Origin of the sequence: Brachybacterium timonense (assembly GCF_900258505.1) — a bacterium.
Taxonomy (GTDB): domain Bacteria; phylum Actinomycetota; class Actinomycetes; order Actinomycetales; family Dermabacteraceae; genus Brachybacterium; species Brachybacterium timonense.
On record NZ_LT984895.1, the window covers coordinates 2,388,126 to 2,412,881 of the forward strand.

23 protein-coding genes and 1 pseudogene are annotated in these 24,756 nt (G+C 66.3%); 12 read left to right on the forward strand and 12 right to left on the reverse strand.

Annotated features, from left to right (window positions below):
• Window positions 1-173 precede the first annotated feature (173 nt).
• The 3 genes from C8271_RS10550 to C8271_RS10565 all read right to left on the reverse strand — a co-directional run bounded on the left by C8271_RS10550 (window position 174) and on the right by C8271_RS10565 (window position 3,438).
• Complete coding sequence (locus C8271_RS10550) at window positions 174-1,481, reverse strand: ISL3 family transposase (protein WP_106507247.1); 1,308 nt, start codon at window positions 1,479-1,481, stop codon at window positions 174-176.
• 492 nt (window positions 1,482-1,973) lie between these two features.
• A complete protein-coding gene (locus C8271_RS10560; protein ID WP_106507248.1) occupies window positions 1,974-3,101 on the reverse strand; it encodes a type IIL restriction-modification enzyme MmeI in 1,128 nt (375 codons plus the stop codon).
• Window positions 3,102-3,159: 58 nt separating this feature from the next.
• Entirely contained in the window at window positions 3,160-3,438 is a 279-nt protein-coding gene (locus C8271_RS10565; RefSeq protein WP_106507249.1) for a hypothetical protein, read from the reverse strand.
• A gap of 171 nt (window positions 3,439-3,609) precedes the next feature.
• On the opposite strand from C8271_RS10565, the gene zupT reads away from it, so the two are divergent.
• The 3 genes from zupT (at window position 3,610) to C8271_RS10580 (ending at window position 7,579) form a co-directional block, all read left to right on the forward strand.
• A complete protein-coding gene (gene zupT / locus C8271_RS10570) occupies window positions 3,610-4,419 on the forward strand; it encodes a zinc transporter ZupT (protein ID WP_106507250.1) in 810 nt (269 codons plus the stop codon).
• Window positions 4,420-4,543: 124 nt separating this feature from the next.
• A complete protein-coding gene (locus C8271_RS10575) occupies window positions 4,544-6,772 on the forward strand; it encodes an NADP-dependent isocitrate dehydrogenase (RefSeq protein WP_106507251.1) in 2,229 nt (742 codons plus the stop codon).
• A 3-nt stretch (window positions 6,773-6,775) separates the two neighbouring features.
• Complete coding sequence (locus C8271_RS10580; RefSeq protein WP_106507252.1) at window positions 6,776-7,579, forward strand: alpha/beta fold hydrolase; 804 nt, start codon at window positions 6,776-6,778, stop codon at window positions 7,577-7,579.
• A gap of 6 nt (window positions 7,580-7,585) precedes the next feature.
• On the opposite strand, the gene C8271_RS10585 is transcribed toward C8271_RS10580, so the two are convergent.
• The 7 genes from C8271_RS10585 to C8271_RS10610 all read right to left on the reverse strand — a co-directional run bounded on the left by C8271_RS10585 (window position 7,586) and on the right by C8271_RS10610 (window position 13,885).
• Window positions 7,586-9,838, reverse strand: a complete 2,253-nt coding sequence (locus tag C8271_RS10585; protein ID WP_106507253.1) for a hypothetical protein — start codon at window positions 9,836-9,838, stop codon at window positions 7,586-7,588.
• The gene (locus C8271_RS10590) at window positions 9,835-10,533 is read right to left on the reverse strand and encodes an ABC transporter ATP-binding protein (protein WP_170957861.1); all 699 of its coding nucleotides are present in this window, start codon (window positions 10,531-10,533) and stop codon (window positions 9,835-9,837) included. Before C8271_RS10590 ends, C8271_RS10585 begins: the two co-directional genes overlap by 4 nt.
• Window positions 10,530-10,838: a hypothetical protein gene (locus C8271_RS13870; protein ID WP_170957862.1), complete on the reverse strand. Its 309-nt coding sequence runs from the start codon at window positions 10,836-10,838 to the stop codon at window positions 10,530-10,532. The genes C8271_RS10590 and C8271_RS13870 overlap by 4 nt, the downstream gene beginning before the upstream one ends.
• 178 nt (window positions 10,839-11,016) lie before the next feature.
• Window positions 11,017-11,877: a sulfite exporter TauE/SafE family protein gene (locus tag C8271_RS10595; RefSeq protein ID WP_106507255.1), complete on the reverse strand. Its 861-nt coding sequence runs from the start codon at window positions 11,875-11,877 to the stop codon at window positions 11,017-11,019.
• Between the two features lie 69 nt (window positions 11,878-11,946).
• On the reverse strand, window positions 11,947-12,363 hold the full coding sequence (locus C8271_RS10600) for a DUF488 domain-containing protein (RefSeq protein ID WP_106507256.1): 417 nt from the start codon (window positions 12,361-12,363) through the stop codon (window positions 11,947-11,949).
• 8 nt (window positions 12,364-12,371) lie between these two features.
• Window positions 12,372-12,872 (reverse strand): thiol peroxidase, encoded by a 501-nt coding sequence (tpx, locus tag C8271_RS10605; protein ID WP_106507257.1) that lies wholly within the window; start codon window positions 12,870-12,872, stop codon window positions 12,372-12,374.
• Window positions 12,873-12,988: 116 nt separating this feature from the next.
• On the reverse strand, window positions 12,989-13,885 hold the full coding sequence (locus tag C8271_RS10610) for a polyphosphate kinase 2 family protein (protein WP_245921101.1): 897 nt from the start codon (window positions 13,883-13,885) through the stop codon (window positions 12,989-12,991).
• Window positions 13,886-14,002: 117 nt separating this feature from the next.
• Here C8271_RS10610 and C8271_RS10615 point away from each other — a divergent pair, with 117 nt between their 5' ends.
• The 4 genes and pseudogenes from C8271_RS10615 (at window position 14,003) to C8271_RS10630 (ending at window position 16,949) form a co-directional block, all read left to right on the forward strand.
• Window positions 14,003-15,175 carry an amidohydrolase gene (locus tag C8271_RS10615; RefSeq protein WP_106507259.1) on the forward strand — a complete coding sequence of 391 codons (1,173 nt, stop codon included), beginning with the start codon at window positions 14,003-14,005 and terminating at the stop codon, window positions 15,173-15,175.
• Window positions 15,176-15,387: 212 nt separating this feature from the next.
• A pseudogene (locus C8271_RS10620) lies at window positions 15,388-15,522 on the forward strand (hypothetical protein); the annotation flags it as partial.
• A 254-nt stretch (window positions 15,523-15,776) separates the two neighbouring features.
• The gene (locus tag C8271_RS10625) at window positions 15,777-16,292 is read left to right on the forward strand and encodes an AAA family ATPase (protein WP_245921102.1); all 516 of its coding nucleotides are present in this window, start codon (window positions 15,777-15,779) and stop codon (window positions 16,290-16,292) included.
• 9 nt (window positions 16,293-16,301) lie between these two features.
• Entirely contained in the window at window positions 16,302-16,949 is a 648-nt protein-coding gene (locus C8271_RS10630) for a hypothetical protein (RefSeq protein ID WP_138774555.1), read from the forward strand.
• A 210-nt stretch (window positions 16,950-17,159) separates the two neighbouring features.
• Here the strand turns inward: C8271_RS10630 and C8271_RS10635 are convergent, their stop codons facing one another.
• Window positions 17,160-18,152 (reverse strand): ArsR/SmtB family transcription factor, encoded by a 993-nt coding sequence (locus C8271_RS10635; protein ID WP_170957863.1) that lies wholly within the window; start codon window positions 18,150-18,152, stop codon window positions 17,160-17,162.
• 66 nt (window positions 18,153-18,218) lie between these two features.
• On the opposite strand from C8271_RS10635, the gene C8271_RS10640 reads away from it, so the two are divergent.
• The 5 genes from C8271_RS10640 (at window position 18,219) to C8271_RS10660 (ending at window position 23,972) form a co-directional block, all read left to right on the forward strand.
• A complete protein-coding gene (locus C8271_RS10640; RefSeq protein ID WP_170957864.1) occupies window positions 18,219-19,499 on the forward strand; it encodes an MFS transporter in 1,281 nt (426 codons plus the stop codon).
• A 339-nt stretch (window positions 19,500-19,838) separates the two neighbouring features.
• Entirely contained in the window at window positions 19,839-20,390 is a 552-nt protein-coding gene (locus tag C8271_RS10645) for a hypothetical protein (RefSeq protein ID WP_138774556.1), read from the forward strand.
• A 550-nt stretch (window positions 20,391-20,940) separates the two neighbouring features.
• Window positions 20,941-21,366, forward strand: a complete 426-nt coding sequence (locus C8271_RS10650) for a hypothetical protein (protein WP_106507265.1) — start codon at window positions 20,941-20,943, stop codon at window positions 21,364-21,366.
• A gap of 348 nt (window positions 21,367-21,714) precedes the next feature.
• Window positions 21,715-22,815 (forward strand): hypothetical protein, encoded by a 1,101-nt coding sequence (locus C8271_RS10655; RefSeq protein ID WP_106507266.1) that lies wholly within the window; start codon window positions 21,715-21,717, stop codon window positions 22,813-22,815.
• Between the two features lie 134 nt (window positions 22,816-22,949).
• Complete coding sequence (locus tag C8271_RS10660) at window positions 22,950-23,972, forward strand: DUF808 domain-containing protein (RefSeq protein WP_106507267.1); 1,023 nt, start codon at window positions 22,950-22,952, stop codon at window positions 23,970-23,972.
• A 43-nt stretch (window positions 23,973-24,015) separates the two neighbouring features.
• On the opposite strand, the gene C8271_RS10665 is transcribed toward C8271_RS10660, so the two are convergent.
• Window positions 24,016-24,666: an NAD(P)H-binding protein gene (locus C8271_RS10665; protein WP_106507268.1), complete on the reverse strand. Its 651-nt coding sequence runs from the start codon at window positions 24,664-24,666 to the stop codon at window positions 24,016-24,018.
• Window positions 24,667-24,756: the final 90 nt, after the last annotated feature.

Here is a 24,756-nt window from a genome sequence, read left to right on the forward strand (position 1 = left end):
AATTGAGTCGGTTAATCCTCCGCGAGCTGAGCGTCGAACTGTACCGGATCGGTCTGTCACAGCAAACCCCCTTTCGCTTAGGTTAGCCTAACCTAACTCTCGACTGGGGTCAATTCCCTTGAGCTAGACGTTGAGCCTACGCAGAGACGCAGCTCGAGGGGTTTCTCGGCTCTTCACGAACGAGGGTGTAGGTGGGGTCTGAAGCCTCCGGCTTCGAGCAGGCTGCGCGCGACGTAGTTCGTGAGGTTCCTGAAGCCGAGCGCGGAGCCGCGGAGGTGTTCGAGTCGGCCGTTGATCGCCTCTGTTGGCCCGTTCGATGTGCCGGGGCGATCGAAGAACGCGAGGATGTCGGTGGCGCGCTGGCCCATGGTGCGGCCGAGCCGGCGGATCTCTACGAGCGCGGCGGGGACGCCGGTGGTGATCGCATCGATCGCGGCGTGCATCATCTGTTTGGCCTTCTTCTTGTCGGGTTCCCGGTAGGCGGCGACGATGCGCTGGTAGATACCCCAGGTCGCTTCGACTTCGACGTGCTCTTCGATCGCGAACACAGCCTCCAGGCGGGCGGTCTGTTTCTCGGTGAGCAGGTCCGCGCCGGTGTGCAGGGTGCGGCGCGCTTTGTAGAGCGGGTCACCGGCGCGGCCGCGATGCCCGACCGTGTCCTGCTGCACTCGGCGTCGGCACTGGTCCAACGTGTCGCCGGCGAGGCGGACAACGTGGAAGGGGTCCATGGCCGGGACGGGGTCGGGGAGTTCTTGGGCGGCGGCCGTCTTGAAGCATGCGACCCCGTCCATCGCGACGACTTCGATGCGCTTGCTCCACTCGGGTGGGCGCGCCGCGAGCCATTGCTTGAACACCGCCTTCGAACGACCCTCGACCATGTCCAGCAGCCGCGCGGGGCCGGTCTTGTCGCGGGCCGGGGTGAGGTCGATGATCACGGTGACGTACGTGTCACCGAGGCGGGTGTGCCGCCAGACGTGCTCGTCGACGCCGATCGTGGTGACCCCGTCGAACCGACCAGGATCGTCGATGAGTCGACGCTTGCCCTCCGCGAGCACCGCAGTGTTCGCGGCGCTCCAGGAAACCCCGAGACCCGCGGCGACACGGGTCACGGTGAGGTGGTCGATGACGATGCCCCGCAGCGCCCACTCCACGCCAAGGCGGGAGATCTTCGCTCGCGGCGCGGCGGCGCGAGTCATGTCCTGCCGCCACGTCCGTCGGCAATGCGCGCACCGGTAGCGGCGGACCCGGACCAGAAGCGTTGTCGGCCTATGCCCGAACGGCTCATGCGCGAGTCGACGCGTCACCGTGTCCCGCGACACGCCCTCCGCCCCGCACTTCCGACACCAGGGGTCCACCTCGACCGGCCGACACTCGATCATCGCCCGGTCCCGCTCGATCAGCTGGCCGACCGCTTCGAGTCCGAGTTCATCCAGGCGGCAGACCGTGGTCAGGTCAGGGGTCGCGAAAGTAGAGTGGAGCACGTCGAGGTCTTTCGGGATGGCGAGCGTGAAGAACTTCCATCATCCGGGAGACCTCGACCCCTACCCGGCCACCCACGCGCTCACCCGACTACACCCTCGTTCGCGAAGAGCCGNGGTCGCGAAAGTAGAGTGGAGCACGTCGAGGTCTTTCGGGATGGCGAGCGTGAAGAACTTCCATCATCCGGGAGACCTCGACCCCTACCCGGCCACCCACGCGCTCACCCGACTACACCCTCGTTCGCGAAGAGCCGATCTGGTTCTTTGAAATCCGTCATGACCTTCGCCGACAGCACTATGGGGCTGAGTTTGCAAGGCATCTGATCAGCCACTACGCAGGTTACCCCTTGATCGCTTTCTCCGAAGGCGCTGACGAGTTTTGGGTAGGAATTGGCTGGCACTATTACCCGCGTAAAGACGGGGATCCCCATTACCGCAAGCTCTTCGTTTCCCGGAAGATCGGCCCATGACCCTCGCTCGCTGGAAGTGAACCAGTCAAGCGGCTAAATCGTAGTTGGCGCGTGTTTGTATCCGTTGTGGCATGAAAGTTTCGAGGACGGTGAACGCGCACAGCTCGTCCAGAAGTTCCCTAGCCTCCTGGGGCGTGGTCGTCGCCGCGATGCGCTCCCGCCAGGGGCGCACGATCGTGGGGGTGACGATCTTGAGGATGTCTGCCTCGTGCGTGTAGTGCGCACCGAACTCGGCGCGTCGCTCCTCTCCCAGCACTCCCTCCATGAGGGAGCCGAAGATCGTCGGGTCGACCGCTCTCCAGTCGAAGGCGCATGCCTCGTGCAGGTGCTGCAGCTCCTCGCGGTTGAGGTCGATCTCCGCCGGCTCCGCGAACAGCGACCCGTTGACGTACCGCGTCCCCGCGAGCAGCCCCTTGCGGTTGCGGGCGCTCTTCTGGTTCAGCACACGGAACAGGAATCCGAGGTCGCGTGCCGGTTGCGGATCCGGCGACCGCAGCAGTGCCTCGACCGTGAGCTGGAACGGGTACCCCTCGAGCATGCCGAGGTCCTCGGCGAAAAGGCACCACACGGCCTGCATCGTGAAGTTCTGGATCTCCTCCAGGGGTGCCGCATCGCGATCGATCAGCGACGTGTACAGCGACGCCATGTGCTTCGCGGCGTCGGTCGTGAGCGCACGACGGTGCTCTGCGAAGACCGGTTCGAGGGTCGGTGCCTGAAGGAACAGCAGCGCGTCGTACCGCTCGGGCAGTTCGTCGATCGAGAAGACTGCGCGCGGCGCCTTCGGGAAAGCGCCCGGCTCCCAGATCTCGAACTGGGCGAAGTTGCAGGTGATGACATATCGCGCCGCCCGGATTCCCTGTTCGGCGTTCGACGACTCCTTCCAGTACCGCTCGCGCTGAGCCTCGGCCTTCGTCAGGGGGACCCCGGGCGCTTTCATCTCGACGATGAGGATCTCCGGCCAGAACAGGTCCATGAACCCGGCGGAGGACGCGAACGCCTCGAAGCGCGCCCCTGCCGCCGTACGGTTCGTGCCGTAGCAGGCGAACAGCTCGTTGAGGAAAGTCTGCGCTTCCGCGCGTTCCGATCCTTCGTAGCCGCGCCACCGCTGCACGAAGGACTCCAGAGCGCCTTTGATCTCGAGACCGCTACGCACGCCGAGAACCCCCGTCCGGAAGCCGACGTCGCCCCGTGCGGACGTCGGGATTGATGGGTCAGATCAGGCGGGTGTCGGGGCCCGCGTAGTAGGTGTCCTGGACGAGGCGCTTCCGTGCGGCCTCGACATCCTTCATGAAGTCCGCGAGGGCGAGGTCGACGTTCCTCTCCGGCCCGCTGCTGGCCTCGGACGCTGCGAGCGCCTTGCGCCCCTTCTTCGCGACGTTGACGGCGTGGTCCAGGTTGAGCAGCACGCTGTCGACATACCCGAGGGCCTTCTCGTGCGAGGCATCCTCCGGCGAGCGCTCCATGGCCGCGCGCTCCGACATGCTCGTCATCGCCGCTCCTTACCGTTCGAGGGGTCCTGCGTCTGCTGACCGCCTCTCGGATCACGTGTCAGTGGCTCCAGGGTACCGGTGCCGACCGACGATCCCCGGACAAGCAATGCCGAGTGTGGACGAAGGCAGGACGGATCGATCCGGGCGGGAGCCAGTCGGTACAGTGCGCAGATGCTTGTCGCTTTTCTGCTCACCCTGCTCGCCGGCGGCGCCACCACCATCGGTGCGGCACTAGGCGTGCTCGGGCGTGGCACCGGCCCGCGCACACTCGCGGTGGGCCTCGGCCTGTCGGCCGGCGTCATGCTCTACGTGTCCTTCATGGAGCTGCTGCCTGCGGGCGCCGAGATACTGTCGGCCGCCGAGAGCTCCGACGGGCGCGGCACAGCACTGGCCGTCGGCGCATTCTTCGCCGGCATCGCGCTGATCGCCGTTCTTGACCGCCTTGTGCCGGAACCCGTGAACCCCCACGAGTTCGAGGGCCGCACCGGCCCGGAGGACATCGCTCACCCCAGCGCCGAGCAGAACCACCGTGCACGGCTTCTACGCACCGGCATGGTCACCGCCGCTGTTCTTGCCTTGCACAACCTGCCGGAAGGCTTCGCGACCTTCGCCTCCGCGCTCCATTCCCCCGAACTCGCCATCCCCGTGGTCGCTGCGATCGCGCTGCACAACATTCCCGAGGGGATCGCTGTGGCGGTGCCGGTTCGGCGCGCCACCGGGTCACGCTCCAAGGCGTTCTGGCTGGCCACCTTCTCCGGTCTCGCCGAACCGTTCGGTGCCGTGCTCGGCTTCCTGCTGCTGATGCCGTTCCTGGATGGCCCCCTGATGGGTGCCATGCTTGCCGGCACCGCGGGCGTGATGGTGTTCGTGTCGCTGGATGAGCTGCTCCCGGCTGCAGAGGAGACCGGTGAGCATCATGCGGTGATCTACTCGCTGATCGGCGGTATGGCCGTCATGGCGGGCACGCTTCTCGTGCTGTGAACCGCCCTCGGGGCGACGAATGTCGACCCCGGCTTGTAGTCTCGATTTCAAGACATTTCGTTCGATCCCGGCCGAGCGATCACGGCCGCATGATCGAGGCACCAACCCCAGGGAGTCCCACGCCATGGCGCGCATCATCTACACCCATACCGACGAAGCCCCGGCGCTCGCCACCGCCTCGTTCCTGCCGATCCTGGAGGCCTTCGCGACCACCGCGGGCATCGATGTGGAAACGCGGGACATCTCGCTGGCCGGCCGTATCGTCGCGGCATTCTCGGATCTGCTGCCAGAGGATCAGCGAGAGGCCGACGCTCTGGCCGAGCTCGGCGCCCTCGCGAAAACGCCCGAGGCGAACATCATCAAGCTGCCAAATATCTCCGCCTCCGTGCCGCAGCTGAAGGCTGCGATTGCGGAACTGCAGGGCCTGGGTATCGACCTGCCGGACTATCCCGAGTCGCCCGCCACCGACGCAGAGCGCGATGCGCGCGCCCGCTACGACTCGGTGAAGGGCTCGGCCGTGAACCCGGTGCTGCGCGAGGGCAACTCGGATCGTCGCGCCCCGGAGGCAGTGAAGAACTTCGCCACGGCACATCCGCACCGCATGGGCGCCTGGTCGGCCGATTCGAAGACCTCTGTGGCCACTATGGGCGAGCATGACTTCCGCTCCAATGAGCAGTCCGTGGTGATCCAGGAGCCCGGTGAGCTCTCGATCGTGCATGTGGATGCCGATGGTGCCGAGACGGTGCTGAAGGAGTCCGTGCCGGTTCTGGCCGGCGAGGTGGTCGACTCGACCGTCATGGATGTGCAGGCGCTGCAGTCCTTCCTTGCCCAGCAGGTGGCCACCGCCAAGGAGCAGGGCGTTCTGTTCTCCCTGCATCTGAAGGCCACCATGATGAAGGTGTCGGACCCGATCCTGTTCGGCCACGCGGTGCGGGCTTTCTTCCCCACCGTCTTCACCGAGCACGGCGAGGTGCTCGCTGCGGCGGGCCTGTCCCCGAACAACGGACTCGGCGGCATTCTCGCTGGTCTTGACGCTCTCGAGGCGGAGCAGGCGCAGGCGATCCGCTCGGCGATCGACGCCGACCTCGCTGACGGCCCCGAGCTGGCGATGGTGAACTCCGACAAGGGCATCACGAACCTGCATGTGCCCAGCGATGTGATCGTCGATGCGTCGATGCCGGCGATGATCCGCACCTCCGGTCATATGTGGGGGCCCGACGGCGAGGAGCATGACACCCTCGCTGTGATCCCCGATTCGTCCTACGCCGGCGTGTACCAGGCCGTGGTCGATGACTGCAAGGCTCACGGCGCCTTCGACCCGACCACCATGGGCACGGTGTCGAACGTCGGCCTGATGGCGCAGAAGGCGGAGGAGTACGGCAGCCACGACAAGACCTTCGAGGTGGCCGCCGATGGCCGTGTGGAGGTACGCGACGCTTCCGGCGCTGTCCTCATGAGCCACGATGTGCACGCCGGTGACATCTTCCGTGCCTGCCAGGCAAAGGATGCGCCGATCCGGGACTGGGCCCAGCTGGCGGTGCGCCGTTCGCGCCTGTCCGGTATGCCTGCCGTGTTCTGGCTCGACGAGTCCCGGGCCCATGACCGCAACCTCATCGAGAAGGTCAACACCTACCTGGCCGAGGAAGACACCGACGGGCTGGACATCCGGATCCTCTCGCCCGTGGACGCCACGGTGCACACCCTTCAGCGCGTGCGCGCCGGGCAGGACACCATCTCCGTGACCGGCAACGTGCTGCGCGACTACCTCACGGACCTGTTCCCGATCATGGAACTGGGCACGAGCGCGAAGATGCTGTCGGTGGTGCCACTGATGGCCGGTGGCGGCCTGTTCGAGACCGGTGCGGGCGGTTCGGCACCCAAGCATGTGCAGCAGCTTGTGGAAGAGAACTACCTGCGGTGGGATTCCCTCGGCGAGTTCCTGGCGCTTGCGGAGTCCCTGCGTCACCTCTCGCGCACTGCGGACAACGCCCGCGCCGCGGTGCTGGCCGCTGCGCTGGACCGTGCCACCGAGACCCTGCTCAACGAGGGCAAGTCCCCGCAGCGGAAGCTGGGCTCGACCGACAACCGCGGCAGCCACTTCTACCTGGCCCTGTACTGGGCGCAGGAGCTGGCGAAGCAGACCGAGGACGCCGAGCTCGCTCAGGCCTTCGCGCCGATCGCCCAGAAGCTCACCGACGGCGAGGAGACTATCGCCGCCGAGCTGCTGGCCGTTCAGGGCTCCCCCGCCGACATCGGCGGCTACTACCGCCCGGATGCGGAGAAGACCGCCGCCGTGATGCGTCCGTCGGCGACCTTCAACGCGGTGCTCGCGGAGATCTCCGCGGCGCTCTGATCCGTGCCGCTCACCGCCTCGCCCGTCGACGGCACCTCGTTGCGCTTCGACGTCGCCGGGGAGGGGCCCGTGCTCGTGTTGCTGCACGGCTCGGTGCTCTCCCGGGCGATCTGGCGCGGCCTGGGATATCTGGAACTGCTCACCGCGCAGCGCACCGTGGTGCGGATGGACATTCGCGGCCACGGCTCCTCCGGGAAGCCCCATGCCGCCTCGGCCTACAAGCAGGACGTGCTGGTTGCGGACCTGCTGGCTGTGCTCGACGCGGTCGGCGCCGATCAGGCTGACCTGATGGGCTATTCGCTGGGGGCGCGCGTCGCCGTGACAGCCGCGGTGCGTCACCCGCAGCGGGTGCGGCACGTGGTGAGCCTGGGCGGCTCGCCTGCGGATCAGCGCGGCGCCATCGAGACTGTGTTCTTCCCGGGTGTCCTGGACGTGCTGCGCAGCGAGGGTATGGAGGGCTTCTGCGCGCGCCAGGGGCTCGGCCCGAAGGTCGAGGACCGGCAGGCGCAGGCGACCCGGCATGCCTTCCTCGCCGCGGACCCGCTGGCCATGGCCGCCCTGTTCGAGGCCACCGAGGCGACACCGGCGATCTCCGAGGACCAGCTCGCCGCCTGCACGGTGCCGACCCTGTGGATCGCCGGCTCGAAGGACCAGCCGCGGGCCGATCAGTCCCGTCGGGCGGCGGAGCTCATGCCGCACGGACGGTACATCGAACTGCCGGGCCGCACCCACGGCACGACCCTGGCGCCCGCCGGGCCCGTGCTGCGTACCGCATTGCCGTTCGTGCTGTCGGGGCGGGTGCGGTGAGCGCAGTTACTCCTTCGACGGCATCCACGCGTCGACACGACGACGCTGGAGATGGGCACTAGCGACCGTGACTGCGCTGGCCGCGATCACGGGCAGGACAACGGTTGCCCACCAATACCCTGCCGGCAACGTACCGTTGATCGGCGGGAGCGTCAGCGGGTACGTGGTCCAGAAGGCGGCACCAGCTGCGACCGTTATCGCGATCATCGACGGCGCCAGGACGGTGCCGAAAGCCACGGCATAGCTCAGTGATGCCGGTGGGGCCCACATTCGCACGACTCCTGATCGATCAGCCTGATCGCCGTTGTCACCGAGCAGTGCGCCGAGTACCGCCACTGTGAGCAGCAATAGTCCTACGGCCGCCAACAAAGGCATCCATGCAAAAAGATCTATGCGGTTCTGTGTGCCGATTCGCCATTCGGAGGCCACGTCGGCTACCGGTGGAGGCGGCAGGATCGCATGCGCGATGTCGACGTTCATCTCGACCACGGGCAGCGGATCACCGTTCCGGCTCATGGCGTACAGCGCGTACTCGGCCGAGGTATCCTCCGGCTCATCCATGGCGAACGGATCGTCGACCACCACGGTGAGGGTCGTGATGTAGCTGAGTGACCGAAGGTAGGTCATCCCCCGTGCCGGAGGCAGATCACTGACCGACATTTCACGCCCTTCACACCGAATGCCGAGCACGGTGAGCGCGCTGCAGTCTCCGACAAGCCGCACATCGCCGGGACGGTTCTTGGGGTCCGGGGTAATGAGACCGACGAATAGGGCGCGGTCACCGATCGCTGCGCTGAGAGCCGTGCGCTGAACGGCGTTCATAGGCCAGGCCACGGACACGATCTTCCCGTCAGCGAGCTTGTCGATCTCATTCGCCGCCTGCTCATCAGGACTGTTCAGTGTGCCGTGTACGAGCACGTGGCCCGTCAACAGGATCGTGATGGCGATTCCGAGTGTGAGGCGTCGTGTTCCCCGGGGTTGTGCCAGCAGTTGTCGTCCCGCCAGCAGGAGACCCACTCGTCCTCGCGCTATTCCTGCGCGGACCATGCCGCGAGCGGCCGCAGCACTCAGTCCTCCGATGAAGGACGGCATGGCCAGCGCCATGGCGCAGATCCCGATATAGATGAGGATCGTCCGAGCGAATGTGTCGGTGTACGCGATGCTCCAGGTGAATGCGGTGACGAAAAACCAGCACACGAGAGGCAGGATGAGAAGGCCCTTCACACCGTCTGGCGGATCCTTCGGGCGCGGTCTCGTCGACGACAGGACAGGCCGCGTTCTGTTGCGTCTCACGATGATGAGCGCGGCCATGCCAGCTGCGAGGATTCCCGGTGTGATGACGATCCCTGCGCCCCGGCGTAGATCCGCAGACTGGATCGTGTACGACACGAGTGGCAGCGGAAGGTCCACGAGCAGAACGCAGATCACCGCCGCCCCTGCGATCACAACGCCCCGCAACAGCGGCCGTCCCATGCTTCCCCACAGGTACGCACGGCGCTGGGCCGCCGATGCACCGAACAGTGCCAGAAGCTGCAGCTGCCGGTCCCGTCGTGCAGAACCAGCGCGTGCCGCAACGTGCATGAGCACCAGCGACGGCAGCACGAGCAGAACCAGGACACCGCCGATAGCGACTGCGTAGGGCATCTGGCGCAGCGCTCCGGCCCACTGCCCGTCACTCCATGGCGCAACCTCGTCCGGGAAGCCGTAGTTCGTCACTGCGAACCCCCGCCCAGGCTCGACGACGCCGGGACGCGCACGGATGTAAGCAATTCGCTCGGTCGATGAGACCAGCCCCTCGGACGTGATCTCGGTGGGCGCCTTGGTGCCATATTTCTGAACGATCTGATCGCCTGCAGCGGTCCCGGATAATGCAGGGGAGAGCACCACTTCACCGGGTGCGGGCCAGGCAGGGAGACCGGGGGGAAGTGCCGTGTTCGGCCCCGGATCGATGACGAATACGTCGACCCAGCGTCCGTCTGCACTGTCGGAGATCGGGATGAATCGACCGGCACCCGGGGTGTCGTCTGCGATGGGCAGCGGCGAGCGAGCAGCGTCGCGGTGCAGTCGAGCGTCGTAGACGGCGGTCAGGATCCCGAGTGCCGTGCACGCCAGGATGAGAGCGGTTGTGGCGATCGTGATGAGCGCGCCGATTGTGCGCCGCTCAGGCCGTTGCACATCCACGGTGCGTCCGAGCTCACGCCAGGGCGATCGCGTTCCAGTGCCAGGCCATTCAGATGCCGGCTCGTCCACCTGGCTCATGCCGTCACCAGCTGTGCTGGACCGTCCTGGTCAGCGAGGAGCCTGTAGCAGGTGCCCACCCGCGCTGCGAGAGCTTCATCGTGGGTCACCATCAGCAGCGCGCTCCCCCAGCGCCGCGGCACGTCGAGGATGTGTTCCGCGACGATGTCTCTGAACTCCGCATCGAGCGATCCCGTCGGCTCATCGGCGATCACGAGTCGAGGTGATGTCACGAGCGCGCGAGCGATCGCCACACGCTGACGCTCCCCTCCGGACATATCGCGCACCAGTGTCCCGGACGGCTCCAGCCCGAGGTCACGCAGGAGTGTTGTGGATCGTTCGTACGCGTCATCGCGGTCCATTTCAGCCAGGAGGGCCGCGACCATGACGTTCTCCCTCGCCTCGAGGTCATCGAACAGCTCCCCGTGCTGGAACACCACACCGATCTCATGTCGCAGATACTGTTCACGCTGAGAGCGTGACATGCGCGCAACATCGTGGCCGTCGAATCGGATCGTCCCTGCTGCCGGTTTCACCAGGCCGATCACTGCCGAGAGGATCGAGGACTTCCCCGAGCCCGATCGCCCGAGGATCGCTGCGCCGTCCCCCAACCCCACGGCGAAGCTCACCCCGTCGACGACGCGGCGGCGCCGATACCTCACAGCGAGGTCGCAGACCTCCAGGATCGGCGCCGCCTCAGACGTCACGGTCGTCACGCGGGGTACTTCCACGCCTTGCAGCTGTCGAGACCAACAGGCACATCTCGACACACGTTGAAGCGATAGATCTTCGCTCCCGTGGAACTCACGGCTTGGCCAACTCCAGTTGTGATGAGCTGATACCTCTTACCACTGCCCTGCCGGTAGTAGTCCGAGTAGATCCGGACACCGTCAGCGGACGTATCCTTCGTCGTCAGCTGCGTAGCGGCCGTATTGGTAAAGGCCGTCCCACCTTTGATGGAGATCTGGTTGGCTGCGGCAGCCATTCCCATGGAGGAAGCAACCAAGCCCACAGCGATCATGACTCCGGCTGAATACCTGCGGAAAACGGACATTCTCCACTCCCCTTCTCTGCTCTGACAACAGTGTCAGAAGCGGTCGGGCAACACCCGATCGGCGTTGCTGCTCATACTTTGAGGGGGGTGAGCGCCTGTCCAGAATCCTCACCGATCTTCACCGATCCGTAATGTTACCGGCACGTCACGCGATCTGGCGCACCAGCGCGACGACGGCGACCGCCACGATCGCGCCGCGCAGCACCGCATCCGGGAGTTTCTTGGCGATCTGCGCGCCGAAGAATCCGCCCAGCAGGGCGCCGACGGCGATCGCGGCTGAGGCGATCCAGAGGATCGGCGCTCCCCACAGGACGTGTGCGAGGAGGTAGACGCTCACCGCGGCGGCGTTCACGAGCAGGCTCAGCCAGTTCTTCAACGGGTTGACCTGCCCCAGCGGGCGGCCCGACAGCGACCCGAGGATCGCCATATAGATGATGCCCTGCGCCGCGGTGAAGTAGCCGCCGTACACCGAGGCGGCGCCCATCGCAGCCACCAGCGGGCCGGATCGGTACGGGTGGGGGCGGCGTGAGGCGATCACGGACGTCGAGTCGTGAGACGTGCCGCCGGAGTGTCCATGGGCGGCGCCGAGCGCGTCGGCTCGCACCGCGTCTCGGTGCGCCTGCCGTGTGCGAAGAGCTCGGGTGATGCGTTTCTGGAAGACCACAAGGAACAGCGCCACCACGATCAGGATCGGCACCACCACGTCCAGTGCGCGACTCGGTGAGACCAGCAGCAGACACGAGCCGAGCAGAGCGCCGAGCACGGCAACGATGCTCACGGGGCCGATATGCGCGCGATCAGCAGCGATCTCCTTCCGGAAGCCCGTGACCGAGCCGATGGTGGAGAACAGGATGCCCAGGGTGTTCGTGCGCACCGCCGTACCCGGCGAAACGCCCAGGGCGAGCAGAGCCGGCAACGTGAGCAGTGAGCCGGAGCCGACTGCAGAGTTGATCACGCCAGCGCCGATGCCGAGCACCAGCAGTATCAGCAGGGACGCCGCGTCCACTCGTGCTCCTTCCGCAGGCCGGGAGTCAGCCTACGCCTGCGGCAACCAGCATCTGTGCCCCGGGCTACGTCAACGGCCCAGCAGGTGCTCGCGCAGCACGATGCCGTGATTGTGCTCGGCATCCTTCGCGGCGATCAGCAGGAGCACCTCGTCGACGTCCTCGGAGCGGGCACGGTCCAGGAGTTGCTCGCCGGCGCCGGAGGCGTCGAGCTCAGCGGTGTAGCGGACGCGGAACTCCTCGAAGGAGAGGTGGTCACTGTGGAACTCCTTGCGCAGTGCGGTGCTCGGGGCGACGTCCTTGTCCCAGTCGCTGAGTTCCAGGCGATCCTTGCGAATGCCGCGGGGCCAGAGTCGATCCACGAGCACGCGCCACTGGTCTTCTGGCACCTGTTCGTCGAGGTGGTCGTGGACGCGGGCGAGGCTGATGGTGAGACCGCCCCCGACTCCGCGGCGGGAGTCGGGGGCGGCGTTGTCGTGCGACCTCATCGGCTCAGTCAGGCCGTCAGGGCCTTCTGGGCTGCCTCGTAGTCGGGCTCCTGGCCGATCTCCGGAACCTGCTCGGTGTAGGTGACGGTGCCGTTCTCATCCAGCACCACGACAGCGCGGGAGAGCAGACCCTGCAGGGGGCCGGACGTCATGGTCACGCCGTAGTCCTCACCGAAGGAGGAGCGGAAGGCAGATCCCACGGTCACGTTCTCGATACCTTCGGCGCCGCAGAAGCGCGCCTGGGCAAAGGGCAGGTCGCGGGAAACGCACACCACGACGGTGTTCTCCAGGCCCGCGGCGAGCTCATTGAAGCGGCGCACGCTCAGGGCGCACACGCCCGTGTCGATGGACGGGAAGATGTTCAGCACCACGCGCTTGCCGGCGAGGTCGGCGCTGGTGACGGGCTGCAGCTGCGCGCCGACGAGATCGAAGGCGGGCGCCTTCTGACCGACGGCGGGCAGCTGGCCGATGGTCTCGACGGGATCGTTCTGGAAGCTAATGGAAGCCATGGCTCCATCCTGGGGCCCGTCGGACCGCTGACACAAGACGGTCGGGCAGGCACTCTCAGTCGGGCAGACTGTCGCGGCCAACGGCGGCATCCCGATTCTCGTCTCGCGGGCCGTTCTCAGGCCTCCGACGCGCTCTGCATCGTCGCCGTCAGCCGTGCCTTCTGCTCAGCCACGTCGAAATCGGCAGCGGGCCACTGCGGGTCGATCGCCCGCAACGTGTCCAGCAGCAGCTGCTGAACGGCGATGCGGGAATACCACTTGCGGTCGGCAGGGATCACGTACCACGGGGCGTGCTCAGTGGCGGTCGCACGCAGTGCCGTGTCGTAAGCGTCCATGTACGCGGGCCAATGCTCGCGTTCATCGATATCGCCCGGATTGAATTTCCAGTGCTTGTCCGGGCGGTCCAGACGCTCCATCAGACGCTCGCCCTGCTCCTCATGGGAGATGTGCAGCATCACTTTGAGCACGGAGGTACCGGACTCCACCAGCCGCTTCTCGAACGCGTTGATGGCGGCGTACCGCCGCTGCAGCTCGTCTTCGTCGGCCCAGCCGTGGACGCGGTGGATCAGCACGTCTTCGTAGTGGGAGCGGTCGAACACGCCGATGATGCCCGGGGCGGGGACGCGCTTTTCGATCCGCCACAGGAAGTCGTGCTGCTTCTCCTCGTCGGTGGGGGCCTTGAAGGCGGTGATGTCCACGCCCTGTGGGTCCACGGCGCCGACGACATGACGCATGATGCCGCCCTTGCCGGACGTGTCCATGCCTTGGACGACGAGCAGGACACTGCGGCCAGTGCCGTCGAGCCGGGATGCGGCGTACAAGCGTTCCTGCAGCTCGTCGAGCGGCTCATCCAGATCGCCCAGACGGTCCTTGCCGTCCTGTTTGTCGCCGTCGAAGCCTGGCGTCGAACGCGGGTCGATATCGGTGACGCTGCCAGTCCAGCCCGGCAGGATCGGGACGCCGCGCGGGGCGTCGTCACGGGTGGAGATCATCGTCGACTCGGTGTGTGTCATGAATGGAGCGTAACGGGGCGGCAGCAGACCCCGGGCACACGGCCATCAGGAGCGGGGAATGCACGGCCGTGCGTCGTAGGTCAACCACTTGTCCCTGGTGGCGACTAGGGTCGGGGCATGACCACAACAGCGATCGTGAACGCCCATGTCCATCCTGTCTCCTCCCCCGCTTTCGATGGCACCGTCGTCATTGAGGAGGGCCGCATCACCGCGCTCGGCGCCGACGTGCAGGCCCCCGAGGGTGCCGAGGTGATCGATGCTGGCGGCGCCTGGCTGCTGCCCGGTTTCGTCGATGCTCACGTACATCTGGGCGTGCACGAAGAGGGCGAAGGCTGGGCCGGCAACGACACCAACGAAATGACCGACCCGGTGATGGCCGCCGCACGCGCTCTCGATGCGATCAACCCGATGGAGATCGGCTTTGACGACGCAATTAGCGGCGGCGTGACCGCCGTGAACGTCAACCCCGGCTCCGGCAACCCGATCGGCGGCCTCACGGTGGCACTGCGCACGCATGGCCGTGTGGTCGATGACATGGTGCTGCGCGAGCCCTCCGGGCTGAAGGCCGCACTCGGTGAGAACCCCAAGCGGGTCTACGGCGAGCAGAAGAAGACGCCGTCCACGCGGCTGGGCACCGCGTATACGATCCGCAAGGCGTTCGCGACCGCCCGCGCATGGATGCAGAAGGATCCCTCCAACCGCGACCCTGATCTGGTATCGGAGGCGCTCTCACGCGTCCTTTCCCGCGAGATTCCGTGGCGCCAGCATTCGCATCGGGCCGATGACATCGCCACCGCGCTGCGCATCGCCCAGGAATTCGACTTCGAGCTCGTGCTCGACCATGGCACCGAGTCCTACCTGATCGCAGATCGCGTGGCCGCCGCCGGAGTGCCGGTGCTGTACGGGCCGCTGATCGTCTCGCGTTCCAAGGTTGAGGTGCGCCACCGCACCCCGGCGGCGCCCGGGATCCTCGCCCGCGCCGGGGTGAAGGTCTCGATCATCACCGATCACCCCGTCGTCCCGATCGACTTCCTGGCCACGCAGGCATCCCTCGCCGTGCGCGAAGGCATGGATCATCACGAGGCGCTGCGCGCCATCACGCTGAACCCTGCCGAGGTGATGGGGGTGGCCGACAGGATCGGCTCGATCGAGCAGGGTAAAGACGCGGATCTCGTACTGTGGGAAGGCGATCCGCTGGACGTGCGCAACCGGACGCTGCGCGTGTGGCAGGCCGGCCGCGAGGTCATGCACCGCGACGAGCAGGGCAGTCCGGTGATCGCCAGGCGCTAAGCGCGTCCCCAGGCACCGGGACCACCGCGGGTGACATCCGTGGTGAGGGTCACTAGCGTGAAGGGCGGGTGGATTCACCGTCGGCACAGCGCCCGGTGCGCCCCGCCCTCGGACCGCGTCCGCGAGCGGCCCGGCGACCCGCACTCCGTGTCCGTGCCGCCGCCGCGTGCGGCGAACGATTCGCACACCGAGGAGAGAGATGACTGAGAAGCCGCCCCATCGTGTCGTTGAGCTACCTGATCAGCTCACATGTGAGGCGGCAGGGCCACAACGGTTTCTCCTACCAGGATCCGGACTTCATCAATCACGTGGTGAACAAGAATTCCGAGATCATCCGGGGGTACCTGGTGCGACAGAAGTGTCGCGAAAGTGCCTAGACCGCCACTATTGAGAACCGTATACGACCGTCCAGTAGCTGCCCTGCTGGCGTGCCCCAGTTTGGAACCTACCGCGCGATACCCGGCGGGACACCTCTCTGTGCATCAGCCTCTCGACTGCCCGGACTCAGCTGCTATGAAATCGCGCATCAGCTCTGTCTTGAGCAGCCGAGCAAAGACCGCGCTAAACGCTCTCAGTTCCCCGAGGGTGTCATGATGGACGGGTGACATTGGTACCGGCGCTCGTGATCCTTCGCGGCAATTCCGCATCTGGCAAGTCCACGGTTGCCCGGCGCGTGCAGCGCGGGTTGCCGCGCGGCCGCGTTGCGGTGATCGGCCAGGACCATGTGCGTCGGGAACTGCTATGGGAGCACGACTCAGGACCGGGCGACACCATCAGCCTTGTCGAGGTGATGGTGCGCCACTGTCTGGCGCGTGGTCGCATCACCGTTCTCGAGGGCATCTTTAGATCGGCCCGCTATCAGCAGATGTGCGAGCGGCTCATCGTCGGCCATGACGGGCCGTCGCTCGTGTACTACCTCGATGTCAGCCTCCCGGAAACGCTCCGGCGCCACTCGCTGAAGCCCATCGCCGACCATGTCAGCGATGAACAGGTCGCCTCCTGGTACATCCCAAACGACGAGCTCGCACTGCCCAGCGAGATCATCCTCGATGAGCGGCATAGCGAGGATGAGCTGGTCGCGCGGATATTGAGTGACCTCGAGGGCCTTGTGCCTTAGCCTCCAGGGATGAGCAGCTGGCAAGCAGATTCCTTGGCCGCCATGAGAGATGCGCTTCCGGGCGCCGACATCGAACCCTATGGATCGGTGACCGACCCGGCGTTGCTCGATGGCTGGAGTGACCTCGACGTCGTCATTACCTCCCGCGCAGCGTTCGACGTCCAGGAGGCGCTGCAGGGACGGCTCTGGGCTTTTCAGTCGACGAGTGACGGCGATGCACAGGTGGTGCGCGCGGTCCTCGCCGATGGCCGGCGAGTCGACGCAAAGATCCATGGCGCACCCGGGCTGCTGCCCGCACCCCCGACCGACAACGCCGTCCGCTTCGACGCCGCCCTCGCAGCGGCGCGCTTCGGCCGCGGATGCCACCTGATCGGGCTCCACCTCACTCTGGGCGTCATCCGAGAAGCACTCGTTCATCGCATGGTCGCCGCCGACCGAGCTGTAGGGACGACTCACCATCGCTCCGAGACCCGATATGACGCAGACACCCCTTTAGCACTGGAAGCACTCGCAGAGCCTCTCGGGCCACAGACGGCACTGGACGCCTACGAGCTCTACGGCGCCTGGAGATCTGCGACAGAAGCCGGATACACAGCCGACCCGGTCGGCCTGCAGGCCGTGATCGACCGCGGCCGATGCGGCAGCCATCCTGCCTAACGACCTCCATAGTCAGAACTGGACTGCGGGCGACTGTGTCCTAGTGGGGTGTACCCAAACGCAACGTTGGTTCCGGCGACACCTCCGTCAGCGACCGGCTCGAGAAGCGGCACCACTCCGCGAACTACGTGCCCGGCTGGGGGGTTCGAGGACGTCAACTACATCAAGGTCGACTAGTGATCACTGCATGATGGATACGCGCGGTGTTCGTTACCCCTGTTCACCGACGAGGTTCTCTCCCAGTTCGGTACGGCGGTAATGGACCTCGCGTCCCGTGCGAGCGCGATGCACGAGCCCAGCGCCCTCCAGTACGGCAAGGTGCCCGCCGACGGTGCCAAGCGCATACCCGAGTTCGGCGTGCAGTTGGGAGGGCGTCCCCGGAAGGTCTAGCGCCAGCAGCACTGCAGCTCGCCCGGTACCGAGCAGCTTTCCGAGCGCCTTCCCCGTGCGTGGAGAGACGGCGGCCCGCGAGCCCCGTGCCCCATAGACGAGCGCGACGCCGACAGGGCCATCACAGGTCCACCTACCCCTGATCTGCGTAGTCGGTACGAAACAGAGGTGTGAGGAGACGGTGAGGCTGCGGTCCGTGCGGCGGGAGATGAGTAGCGCGTCGGGGTCCTCCCAGGTGACATCACGGGCGATGCCGTCCACCGCTCCTGCCCAGCCCGTAGTACCGACTAGTGCAGTGCGGAACGCGATCTCACGGCGCAGGATCCGCTGCCGGCGTGGCCAGTCCGCTGCGATCAATTGATCCCACGCCGAGTCGAGCGCGGCGGCGATCCGGCCTGGGAGGTCCGGTGCAGCGAGCCATGCCGTCTGCTGCGGGGTCCACGCGGCGTTGATCGAGTCTTCGATGGTGCTCACGGCGGCTTGTTGATCCCACGCGGCGATCTGGGCAAGCTCGTCGATGAGGCGCACGTCCCCAGTTGCAGGGGGAGTGAGACCAACCAGGTCAGGGAACCACTTGGTGTGCGCGATGAGGTCGGTGAAAGCGGAGTTCAGCGGGTCCGCGGTGCGCCAGCGATGGAAGGCGACGGGGTCGACCCCCTCGGTTCGAGAGGGTGCGGATGTCGACTGCGGCCGGGCGCGTCGCGGTTCCTCGAGAGCGGCTACTCCGCTGGCGAGTGCCCCGACCAGCTCTGCGAGCGGAGAGACAACGAACCGCGTGCGCGCGAGAGCACCCGGCGAAAGAACGAAACGCATGACCAGGCCCTTTCGTTTGAGGACGAAAGCCTATGGGTAAGTATGCGGGTCGCCCACGATGATGTGATGCCGCCCCCTTCAGCTGATCCCCCATCTGTGCCCGCCTCTCCCTGGACCCCCGCCTTCACTCGCTTCTTCCTTGCCCAATGCCTCTCCTGGTTGGGCAGCTCGATGACACCGGTCGCGCTGAGCTTCGGCGTGCTTCGTGCGACAGGCTCCACCACCGATCTTGGCCTGGTCCTCGCAGCCAACACGATCCCGATGGTCGCGCTGCTGCTGGTGGGGGGCGTCGTGGCAGACAGAGTGCCTCGCCGGGCGTTGCTGACCTTTGCCCACCTGGTCGCGGGTCTCGCCCAGGCGAGCAGCGCAATGTGGTTCCTGCTGGGTGTCCAGGCACTTCCGTTGTTGCTGGTAGCGGCGGCACTGAATGGCTTCGCTTCGGCGTTCACGGCACCGGCACTCCGCGGCATCATTGCCGATCTGGTGCCGCATGACGCGATCGGCCGCGCAAACGCCGTACGTACCACCTCGCGGAACCTCACTCGAATGCTCGGTCCCGCCGCCGCGGGCCTACTGGTCGCCGTAGCGAATGCAGGCTGGGCTCTTGCGATCGACGCAGGCTTCCTCCTTCTCGCCTCCGCCATTCTTGCCACCATCCCGAACGCGGACACTGCCCGTCCGTCGACTCATGCGTCTGCCCGCCGTGGCGGACTTCCTGTCGGCGCCACCCTCCGCACCTTCATGACGGATCTAAAAGGCGGCTGGCACGAGTTCACCCGTCACCGCTGGCTTTGGCTCGTGACCTTCGCGTTCACGGGGATGAACGTCCTGATCGGAGGGATCTGGCTGGTGCTCGGCCCGGCCAGTGCAGAGGACACCATCGGTGCCGCCGGCTGGGGGCTTCTGCTCGCGGCGCGGGCGGCCGGCCAGGTGGGCGGCGGAGCACTCGCCTACCACTTCTCACCGCGTCGTCCGATGGTCGCGGTGCTGCTGATGCCCATGCCGTACGCAGCGTTGTTCGCAGCGCTTGCTGCTGGTAGCGACCTGCCGCTCCTGCTGGTGCTCGCGACACTGGCCGGAATCGGTTCCGCGGTCGAAAGCGTTCTGTGGGAGACAGCCCTCCAGCAGCGGGTCGCTCGCGAGGCGCTCTCCCGCGTAGCGTCGATCGACATGCTCCTCAGCTTCGTCTCGGTGCCGGCGGGGCAACTCCTCGCCCCCATGGCAGCAGCTCTGCTGGGTGTGCCAATCACCCTCGCGATCGGTGCAGGCCTGTGCGTCACGGCTCTGCTTACGCCGCTCATTTCTGCCGAAGTTCGCGGCCTGCGCCGACCTCCAACTGTTGTCTGAGGACCACACGAGATCGCATCGTCACGAAAGACGATGGGGACTGATGCGCGATCAGGTGTCACAGGACCTGCGGCGCCGTAGAACAGCCCCGCGTCCGCAGCCCCTTCACGCAGAGGGGCGCCAGAGATCCGAAGCACCTCAACGCGACAGATCCGTCGCGTTGAGGCACACCCTGTGCGACGGTTACGCGACCGTAGTCTTACCTGTGCCACGAGGTCCAAAACGGCCGTTCTGCGACAGATCTGCCTCGTGGGGTATACCCCACAATGACACTACTAGAGCCGTTGGGGGCTGATGGCTGTCGTGACCTAGTGGAAACGTCTCCGGTATGCTTTGCCGATGCCTCCGTCGACATCCCCCGCCGCAGTAGTTCTAATCTTGGGTCCGCAAGCATCCGGAAAGAGCACCGTTGCGCGCGCACTCGTCGAGACACTCCGCGGCCGGAAGGAGCGCGTCGCCCTCGTGGAGCTTGATGAGATCGCAAGCATGGCCCTACCAACGCTTCCAAGCTGGGACGTGGCAGGCCGAATTTTCGCCACGGTCATTGGCGAGTGGGCCCGGACCGACTTAACCTGTGTCGTTGCTGAGGGTATTGCGAGCCAGAGCGAACTGGAAGTGGTATCTGCCCGAGTACCCGAGTCGGCTGCGATCATTACGATCGTGATGACGACCGCACTTGAAGCCGCCGCACCTCGGGCACTTGCTGATCCCACTCGAGGCATCTCGCGCGACGAAAGATGGCTGGCGGACCGCTACGACGAGTGGCTACTCGAACGTGCCCGTATAGACGAGGACCTTGTTCTCGACATGGGAAGCCTCTCCGTGCAGCAGGGCGTCGCGCTTGCCGTGGCGGCCATCGAGGTTGCGCGCTCTGGACTGCTGCACGAGTAGCGACACCTCAACCAGACACATCTGCCACATTGAGCACCACCCTGCGTGACAGCTACGGCACCGTAGACTCCCCCGTCCCACAGGGTCCAAAACAGCAGTTCCGGGACAGATCTGCGCCGTGGGGTGTACCCCTTTGAAAAAGCAAGAAGATAGCTGGTCGCGGGATGCGGAGGTGGGCTGCACGCTGGGGTCTGGCGTGACAATGGTGAGTTTGGAAGCGCCGGATACTCACTCGAGCACGGCGTGCCATTGCGAACCGGTTAAGCGGCGGCATACAGTTCGGTCGCGCGCCAGGGTGGCGAGTCCACGCGAGCCAGAGAGGCCCTCGATGCTGACTAGACGTGAGCGAGAACGCGCCGAAGCAAACCGGGCCGCCTTGGAGCTCGTACGGCAGGGCGTGTCTCCACATCTCCGTGCGGCTGGGTTCCGCAAGGCGAGCATCAACACGTGGCGGCTCGATCGCCCTGACGTTGCCGTACGTTTTCAGCTCGAGTTGGGATCAAGCTCCCTGGGCCCCTGCACGGCCGTCAACGGCGACCTACAAGCTGTAGTGGCCGCTTCTCCGACTCCCGCGAAACCGTTCCGCGAGAGCGTCTTCGATAGCCAGCTCGAACTCGCACACCGCCCGGCGCTCTATCAAGTTGCGTCGGAGGCGGACAGAGCCGAATTCCTCGACGACTTCCTTGAGTTCTCGTTGCCATGGCTACTGAAGTACGACACATTCGACGCGATATGGCGCGCCCTGCTTCACGCTGAACTGCCAGGGGCGATGACCCCTGTTCGTCCTGCTCGCCCGAAGGTGTACGCCTGGCAGGCCCTAAGGGTGGCCTTCTATGATCGGCTCGGCCCCGCACTCACCGAAGAGGCCATCGCATACTGCTGGGACCGAGGCTTCATCTTCGACGCGACTACGTTCGACGCCGACATGTCAGAGATCGTGAACCGCCTACCCCTCAGCAGGAGTCAGCACGACTGACCCCAGCCGGCATCGCATCATCCGTCAGCCGACGGTGGGCCGGCACCGAGACGCCGGGCGAGGACATTCCGGAGGTGGCCGAGTGGACCTGGTCCGACGATGATCGCGGTAATTTCGCGGAGGCTGCCGTGGACACCGGTGGTGACAACGTCTGAGGCCGACGGCCAGCTGCGTATGACGATCGGGCGGCTCACCCCTGCGTGGGGTGGGCCGCCGTCGCCTGCCCAACGTCCAACGCGACTGCCGCACCGGGTCGGTATGGGGACTCCTCCCCGTTTCCCGTCGGCCGTTCCCGCACTACCGTCACGGATGTACTGAGCATCCGTGCGAGATCCCGAGGAGCGAGTGATGACACTGATTCGTCGACGTACCGCGCTCGCCGCCAGCGGCCTGCTGGTGACCAGTGCGACGCTGTCCGGCTGCGGACTGCCGCGCCTCATCCCACGCCTTGTCGGCGGCTCCGACGATCCGGAGGATTCCGAGGACTCCGGGGATTCCAGGCCGGACGATGAGTCAGACGATTCGAGCGGGGACGATGGCTCCTCCGATGAGGACTCACAGGACGGTGCCGACAACGCAGGCTCCGACGACGACTCTGGCCAGGACGCGCCACTGACCGAGCTCCCGCTCACCGCCCAGACCCTTCAGCAGCGTGTCAGTGCGCTCGCGGAGTTCGCCGGCACCTCAGCCGTCGGCTATGTGGAGATCTACCAGAACGACGTGCGCATCATCCACAACGGGATCCAGTACGCCGATGGCACCGGTGAGCCGGCCGAAGCGATGGAACGGGAGCTGCAGGTGAACCGGTCTATGGGCCCGGTACACCCTGCCGAGCTGCCCTACGACGAGCTGATCTCGGCGATCGGGGCGCCGCCCGATGCCAGCCCCACCGGGACCGGGTTCGCGGCGCTGCTGTCCACCGGGACGCGGCTTGTCGGCGGGTCGAAGGCCTCCTTCATCAACGGCCGGGAGATGGCGACGACGCCGACGTTCCTGACGACAGCGGAGATCGCACGCACATGGGACCTCGCCTGCGCCGCGAGCAACAGTGTGCTGAAGGGGTTCCAGGCCTGGCCCACATTCGTGTCGATCGACGGCGGGGACAGCGGACCCGTCTTCGGACTGACCTCTACGGTGACCGGTTACGGTCTGATCGACCCGGAACGCGGTGAAGACGTCGGCGCCCCGAAGACGCATCAGATCCCGGCAGCCGCCACCGGGGCGCAGGTGGCGGATCTGCTTGATGCGCAGCTGAGCAGGATGGGCTGGGCGTGGTCGAGCCTGGGTTCGGTGCGGCTGGTGAACATGAACTGGCCCGAGCAGGGCATCGTCGACGTGCCGGGGCTCCAGTTCGGTGGTGACGGGCTGACGCTCTCTCGCGAAGGGGAGAACCTCGTCGCAGTCGATCCGGCCATCGAGAAGGTGAAAGTCGACGCCTTCTACGGCTGACATCGACACCTGCATGTCTCGGCGTGCATCCGGCAGGCCCAGGCCGACGGGGCGGCACGCTGGATCCTCACTCCGACGCCGTATCCTGAGCCGGGTCGCACCGGGCGGCCGCTGCACGGAAGGACCTGATCACGATGGCCGGTGGACTCGCTGCCCTGCTCGATGACATCGCGGCGCTCGCCAAGCTTGCCGCCGCCTCCGCGGACGACGTCGCGGCCGGCTCCGCGAAGGCAAGCGCGAAAGCTGCCGGTGTCGTGATCGATGACGCCGCCGTCGCGCCGCAGTACGTGCAGGGCATCTCCCCCAAGCGTGAGTTGCCGATCATCTGGCGGATCACCAAGGGCTCGCTGATCAACAAGTTGCTGATCATCCTGCCGATCGCGCTGCTGCTCTCGCAGTTCGCTCCGTTCCTGCTACCGCCGATCCTCATGCTCGGTGGCCTGTATCTGTGTTTCGAGGGCGCCGAGAAGGTGTGGGAGCTGGTGCACGGTGGTGAGAAGGCCACCCCTGCCGCGGCGAAGGGCGCCGATGCCGAGGGCACGGTGGTCAAGGGCGCTGTGCGCACCGACCTGATCCTGTCGGCGGAGATCATGGTGATCTCCCTCAATGAGGTGGCCGACCAGCCGATTCTGACCCGCGCACTGATCCTTGTGATCGTCGCGATCGCTATCACGTTGCTCGTGTACGGCGTGGTGGGGGTGCTGGTGAAGATGGACGACATCGGCCTCGCCATGTCAAAGGACGAGTCCGAGGCGAAGCAGCGCTTCGGAAAGGCCCTCGTGGGCGCCATGCCCACCGTCATGACGATCATCAGCTACGTGGGCATGGTCGCGATGATCTGGGTGGGCGGCCACATCATCCTGGTGGGCACCCATGACCTGGGGCTCGCTCAGCCATACGGCGCCGTGCACACGATGGAAGCCGCCGCAGCGGGCATTAACGGGATCGGTGGCGTGCTCGCGTGGCTCGTGAACACGTTCTTCTCGTTCCTGCTGGGACTTGCCGTCGGCGCTGTGGTCCTCATGGTCGTGCACATGCTGCCGTTCGGGAAGCATGGCGACCCCGACGCGGAGCAGGCGCCCGCCAGCGATGGGACGGATCCGTCGACCGCCGGCCAGAAGCCGCAGGCCGTGCGGTACGAGGACGCTTCAGCCTGAGCCGCGCGACGGCCGAGCGGTGAACCGGGGGGCCGGGCGGGGCTCAGTCGGCGAGCGCGGCGAAGACCTCTGTGATGTCCTCATCGCCGTCGTTCGCACGTACCTCAACACGGCTGAGGTGCTCCTGCTCCACCGCGGCCGCGATCATCCGCGCCACGTTGCCGCGAGAGATCTGACCGGCCTGATCCGCACGCGTGTCGATCCTCCCGGTGGGGTCCTCCAGGGTCAGGGCACTGGGCATGAGAATCACCCAGTCCAGCAGGCTCTCCCGCAGGTGGGCGTCGGCAGCAGCCTTCGCCTCCGCGTAGGCGTAGAAGCCGTCGGCGGGATCGATGCCGTGACCGGGGCCGGCTCCGAAGTAGCTGACCATGATGTAGCGGCGCACGCCACAGCGCTGCGCGGCATCCATGGACGCGACGGCGGCGCGATGATCCACCGTGGCGGTGCGCTCGGGGTTCCCTCCCCCGGCGCCGGCGGACCACACCACCAGGTCGCTGCCCTGAAGAAGAGCATCCCAGCTATCCGCATCAAGTGTCTCGATGTCTTGTAGCACGGGCTCGGCGCCCGCCGCCTGCACGTCCTTGGCGTGCTCCGGGTTGCGGATCACGGCACGGACGTCATGCCCGGCGGCGACCAGAAGCGGGTGAGTCAGCAGGGCGACCTTGCCGTGGCCGCCGATCAGGGTGATGTTCATGGGTCCTCCATGACGCCGGCCTGGGCCGGGCGGTTGTGGGCGGGCATGGCGCCGACGCAGCCGGACTGAGCCGAGCGCTCGCGGTCGAAG

Bases quoted from the DNA above. Each gene is read 5' to 3' on its own strand.
- C8271_RS10565 (WP_106507249.1), bottom strand. From the start codon at position 3,438: ATGACGAGCATGTCGGAGCGCGCGGCCATGGAGCGCTCGCCGGAGGAT.
- zupT (WP_106507250.1), top strand. From the start codon at position 3,610: ATGCTTGTCGCTTTTCTGCTCACCCTGCTCGCCGGCGGCGCCACCACC.
- C8271_RS10575 (WP_106507251.1), top strand. From the start codon at position 4,544: ATGGCGCGCATCATCTACACCCATACCGACGAAGCCCCGGCGCTCGCC.
- C8271_RS10585 (WP_106507253.1), bottom strand. From the start codon at position 9,838: ATGAGCCAGGTGGACGAGCCGGCATCTGAATGGCCTGGCACTGGAACG.
- C8271_RS13870 (WP_170957862.1), bottom strand. From the start codon at position 10,838: ATGATCGCTGTGGGCTTGGTTGCTTCCTCCATGGGAATGGCTGCCGCA.
- C8271_RS10600 (WP_106507256.1), bottom strand. From the start codon at position 12,363: ATGAGGTCGCACGACAACGCCGCCCCCGACTCCCGCCGCGGAGTCGGG.
- tpx (WP_106507257.1), bottom strand. From the start codon at position 12,872: ATGGCTTCCATTAGCTTCCAGAACGATCCCGTCGAGACCATCGGCCAG.
- C8271_RS10610 (WP_245921101.1), bottom strand. From the start codon at position 13,885: ATGACACACACCGAGTCGACGATGATCTCCACCCGTGACGACGCCCCG.
- C8271_RS10615 (WP_106507259.1), top strand. From the start codon at position 14,003: ATGACCACAACAGCGATCGTGAACGCCCATGTCCATCCTGTCTCCTCC.
- C8271_RS10630 (WP_138774555.1), top strand. From the start codon at position 16,302: ATGAGCAGCTGGCAAGCAGATTCCTTGGCCGCCATGAGAGATGCGCTT.
- C8271_RS10635 (WP_170957863.1), bottom strand. From the start codon at position 18,152: ATGCGTTTCGTTCTTTCGCCGGGTGCTCTCGCGCGCACGCGGTTCGTT.
- C8271_RS10640 (WP_170957864.1), top strand. From the start codon at position 18,219: ATGCCGCCCCCTTCAGCTGATCCCCCATCTGTGCCCGCCTCTCCCTGG.
- C8271_RS10645 (WP_138774556.1), top strand. From the start codon at position 19,839: ATGCCTCCGTCGACATCCCCCGCCGCAGTAGTTCTAATCTTGGGTCCG.
- C8271_RS10655 (WP_106507266.1), top strand. From the start codon at position 21,715: ATGACACTGATTCGTCGACGTACCGCGCTCGCCGCCAGCGGCCTGCTG.
- C8271_RS10660 (WP_106507267.1), top strand. From the start codon at position 22,950: ATGGCCGGTGGACTCGCTGCCCTGCTCGATGACATCGCGGCGCTCGCC.
- C8271_RS10665 (WP_106507268.1), bottom strand. From the start codon at position 24,666: ATGAACATCACCCTGATCGGCGGCCACGGCAAGGTCGCCCTGCTGACT.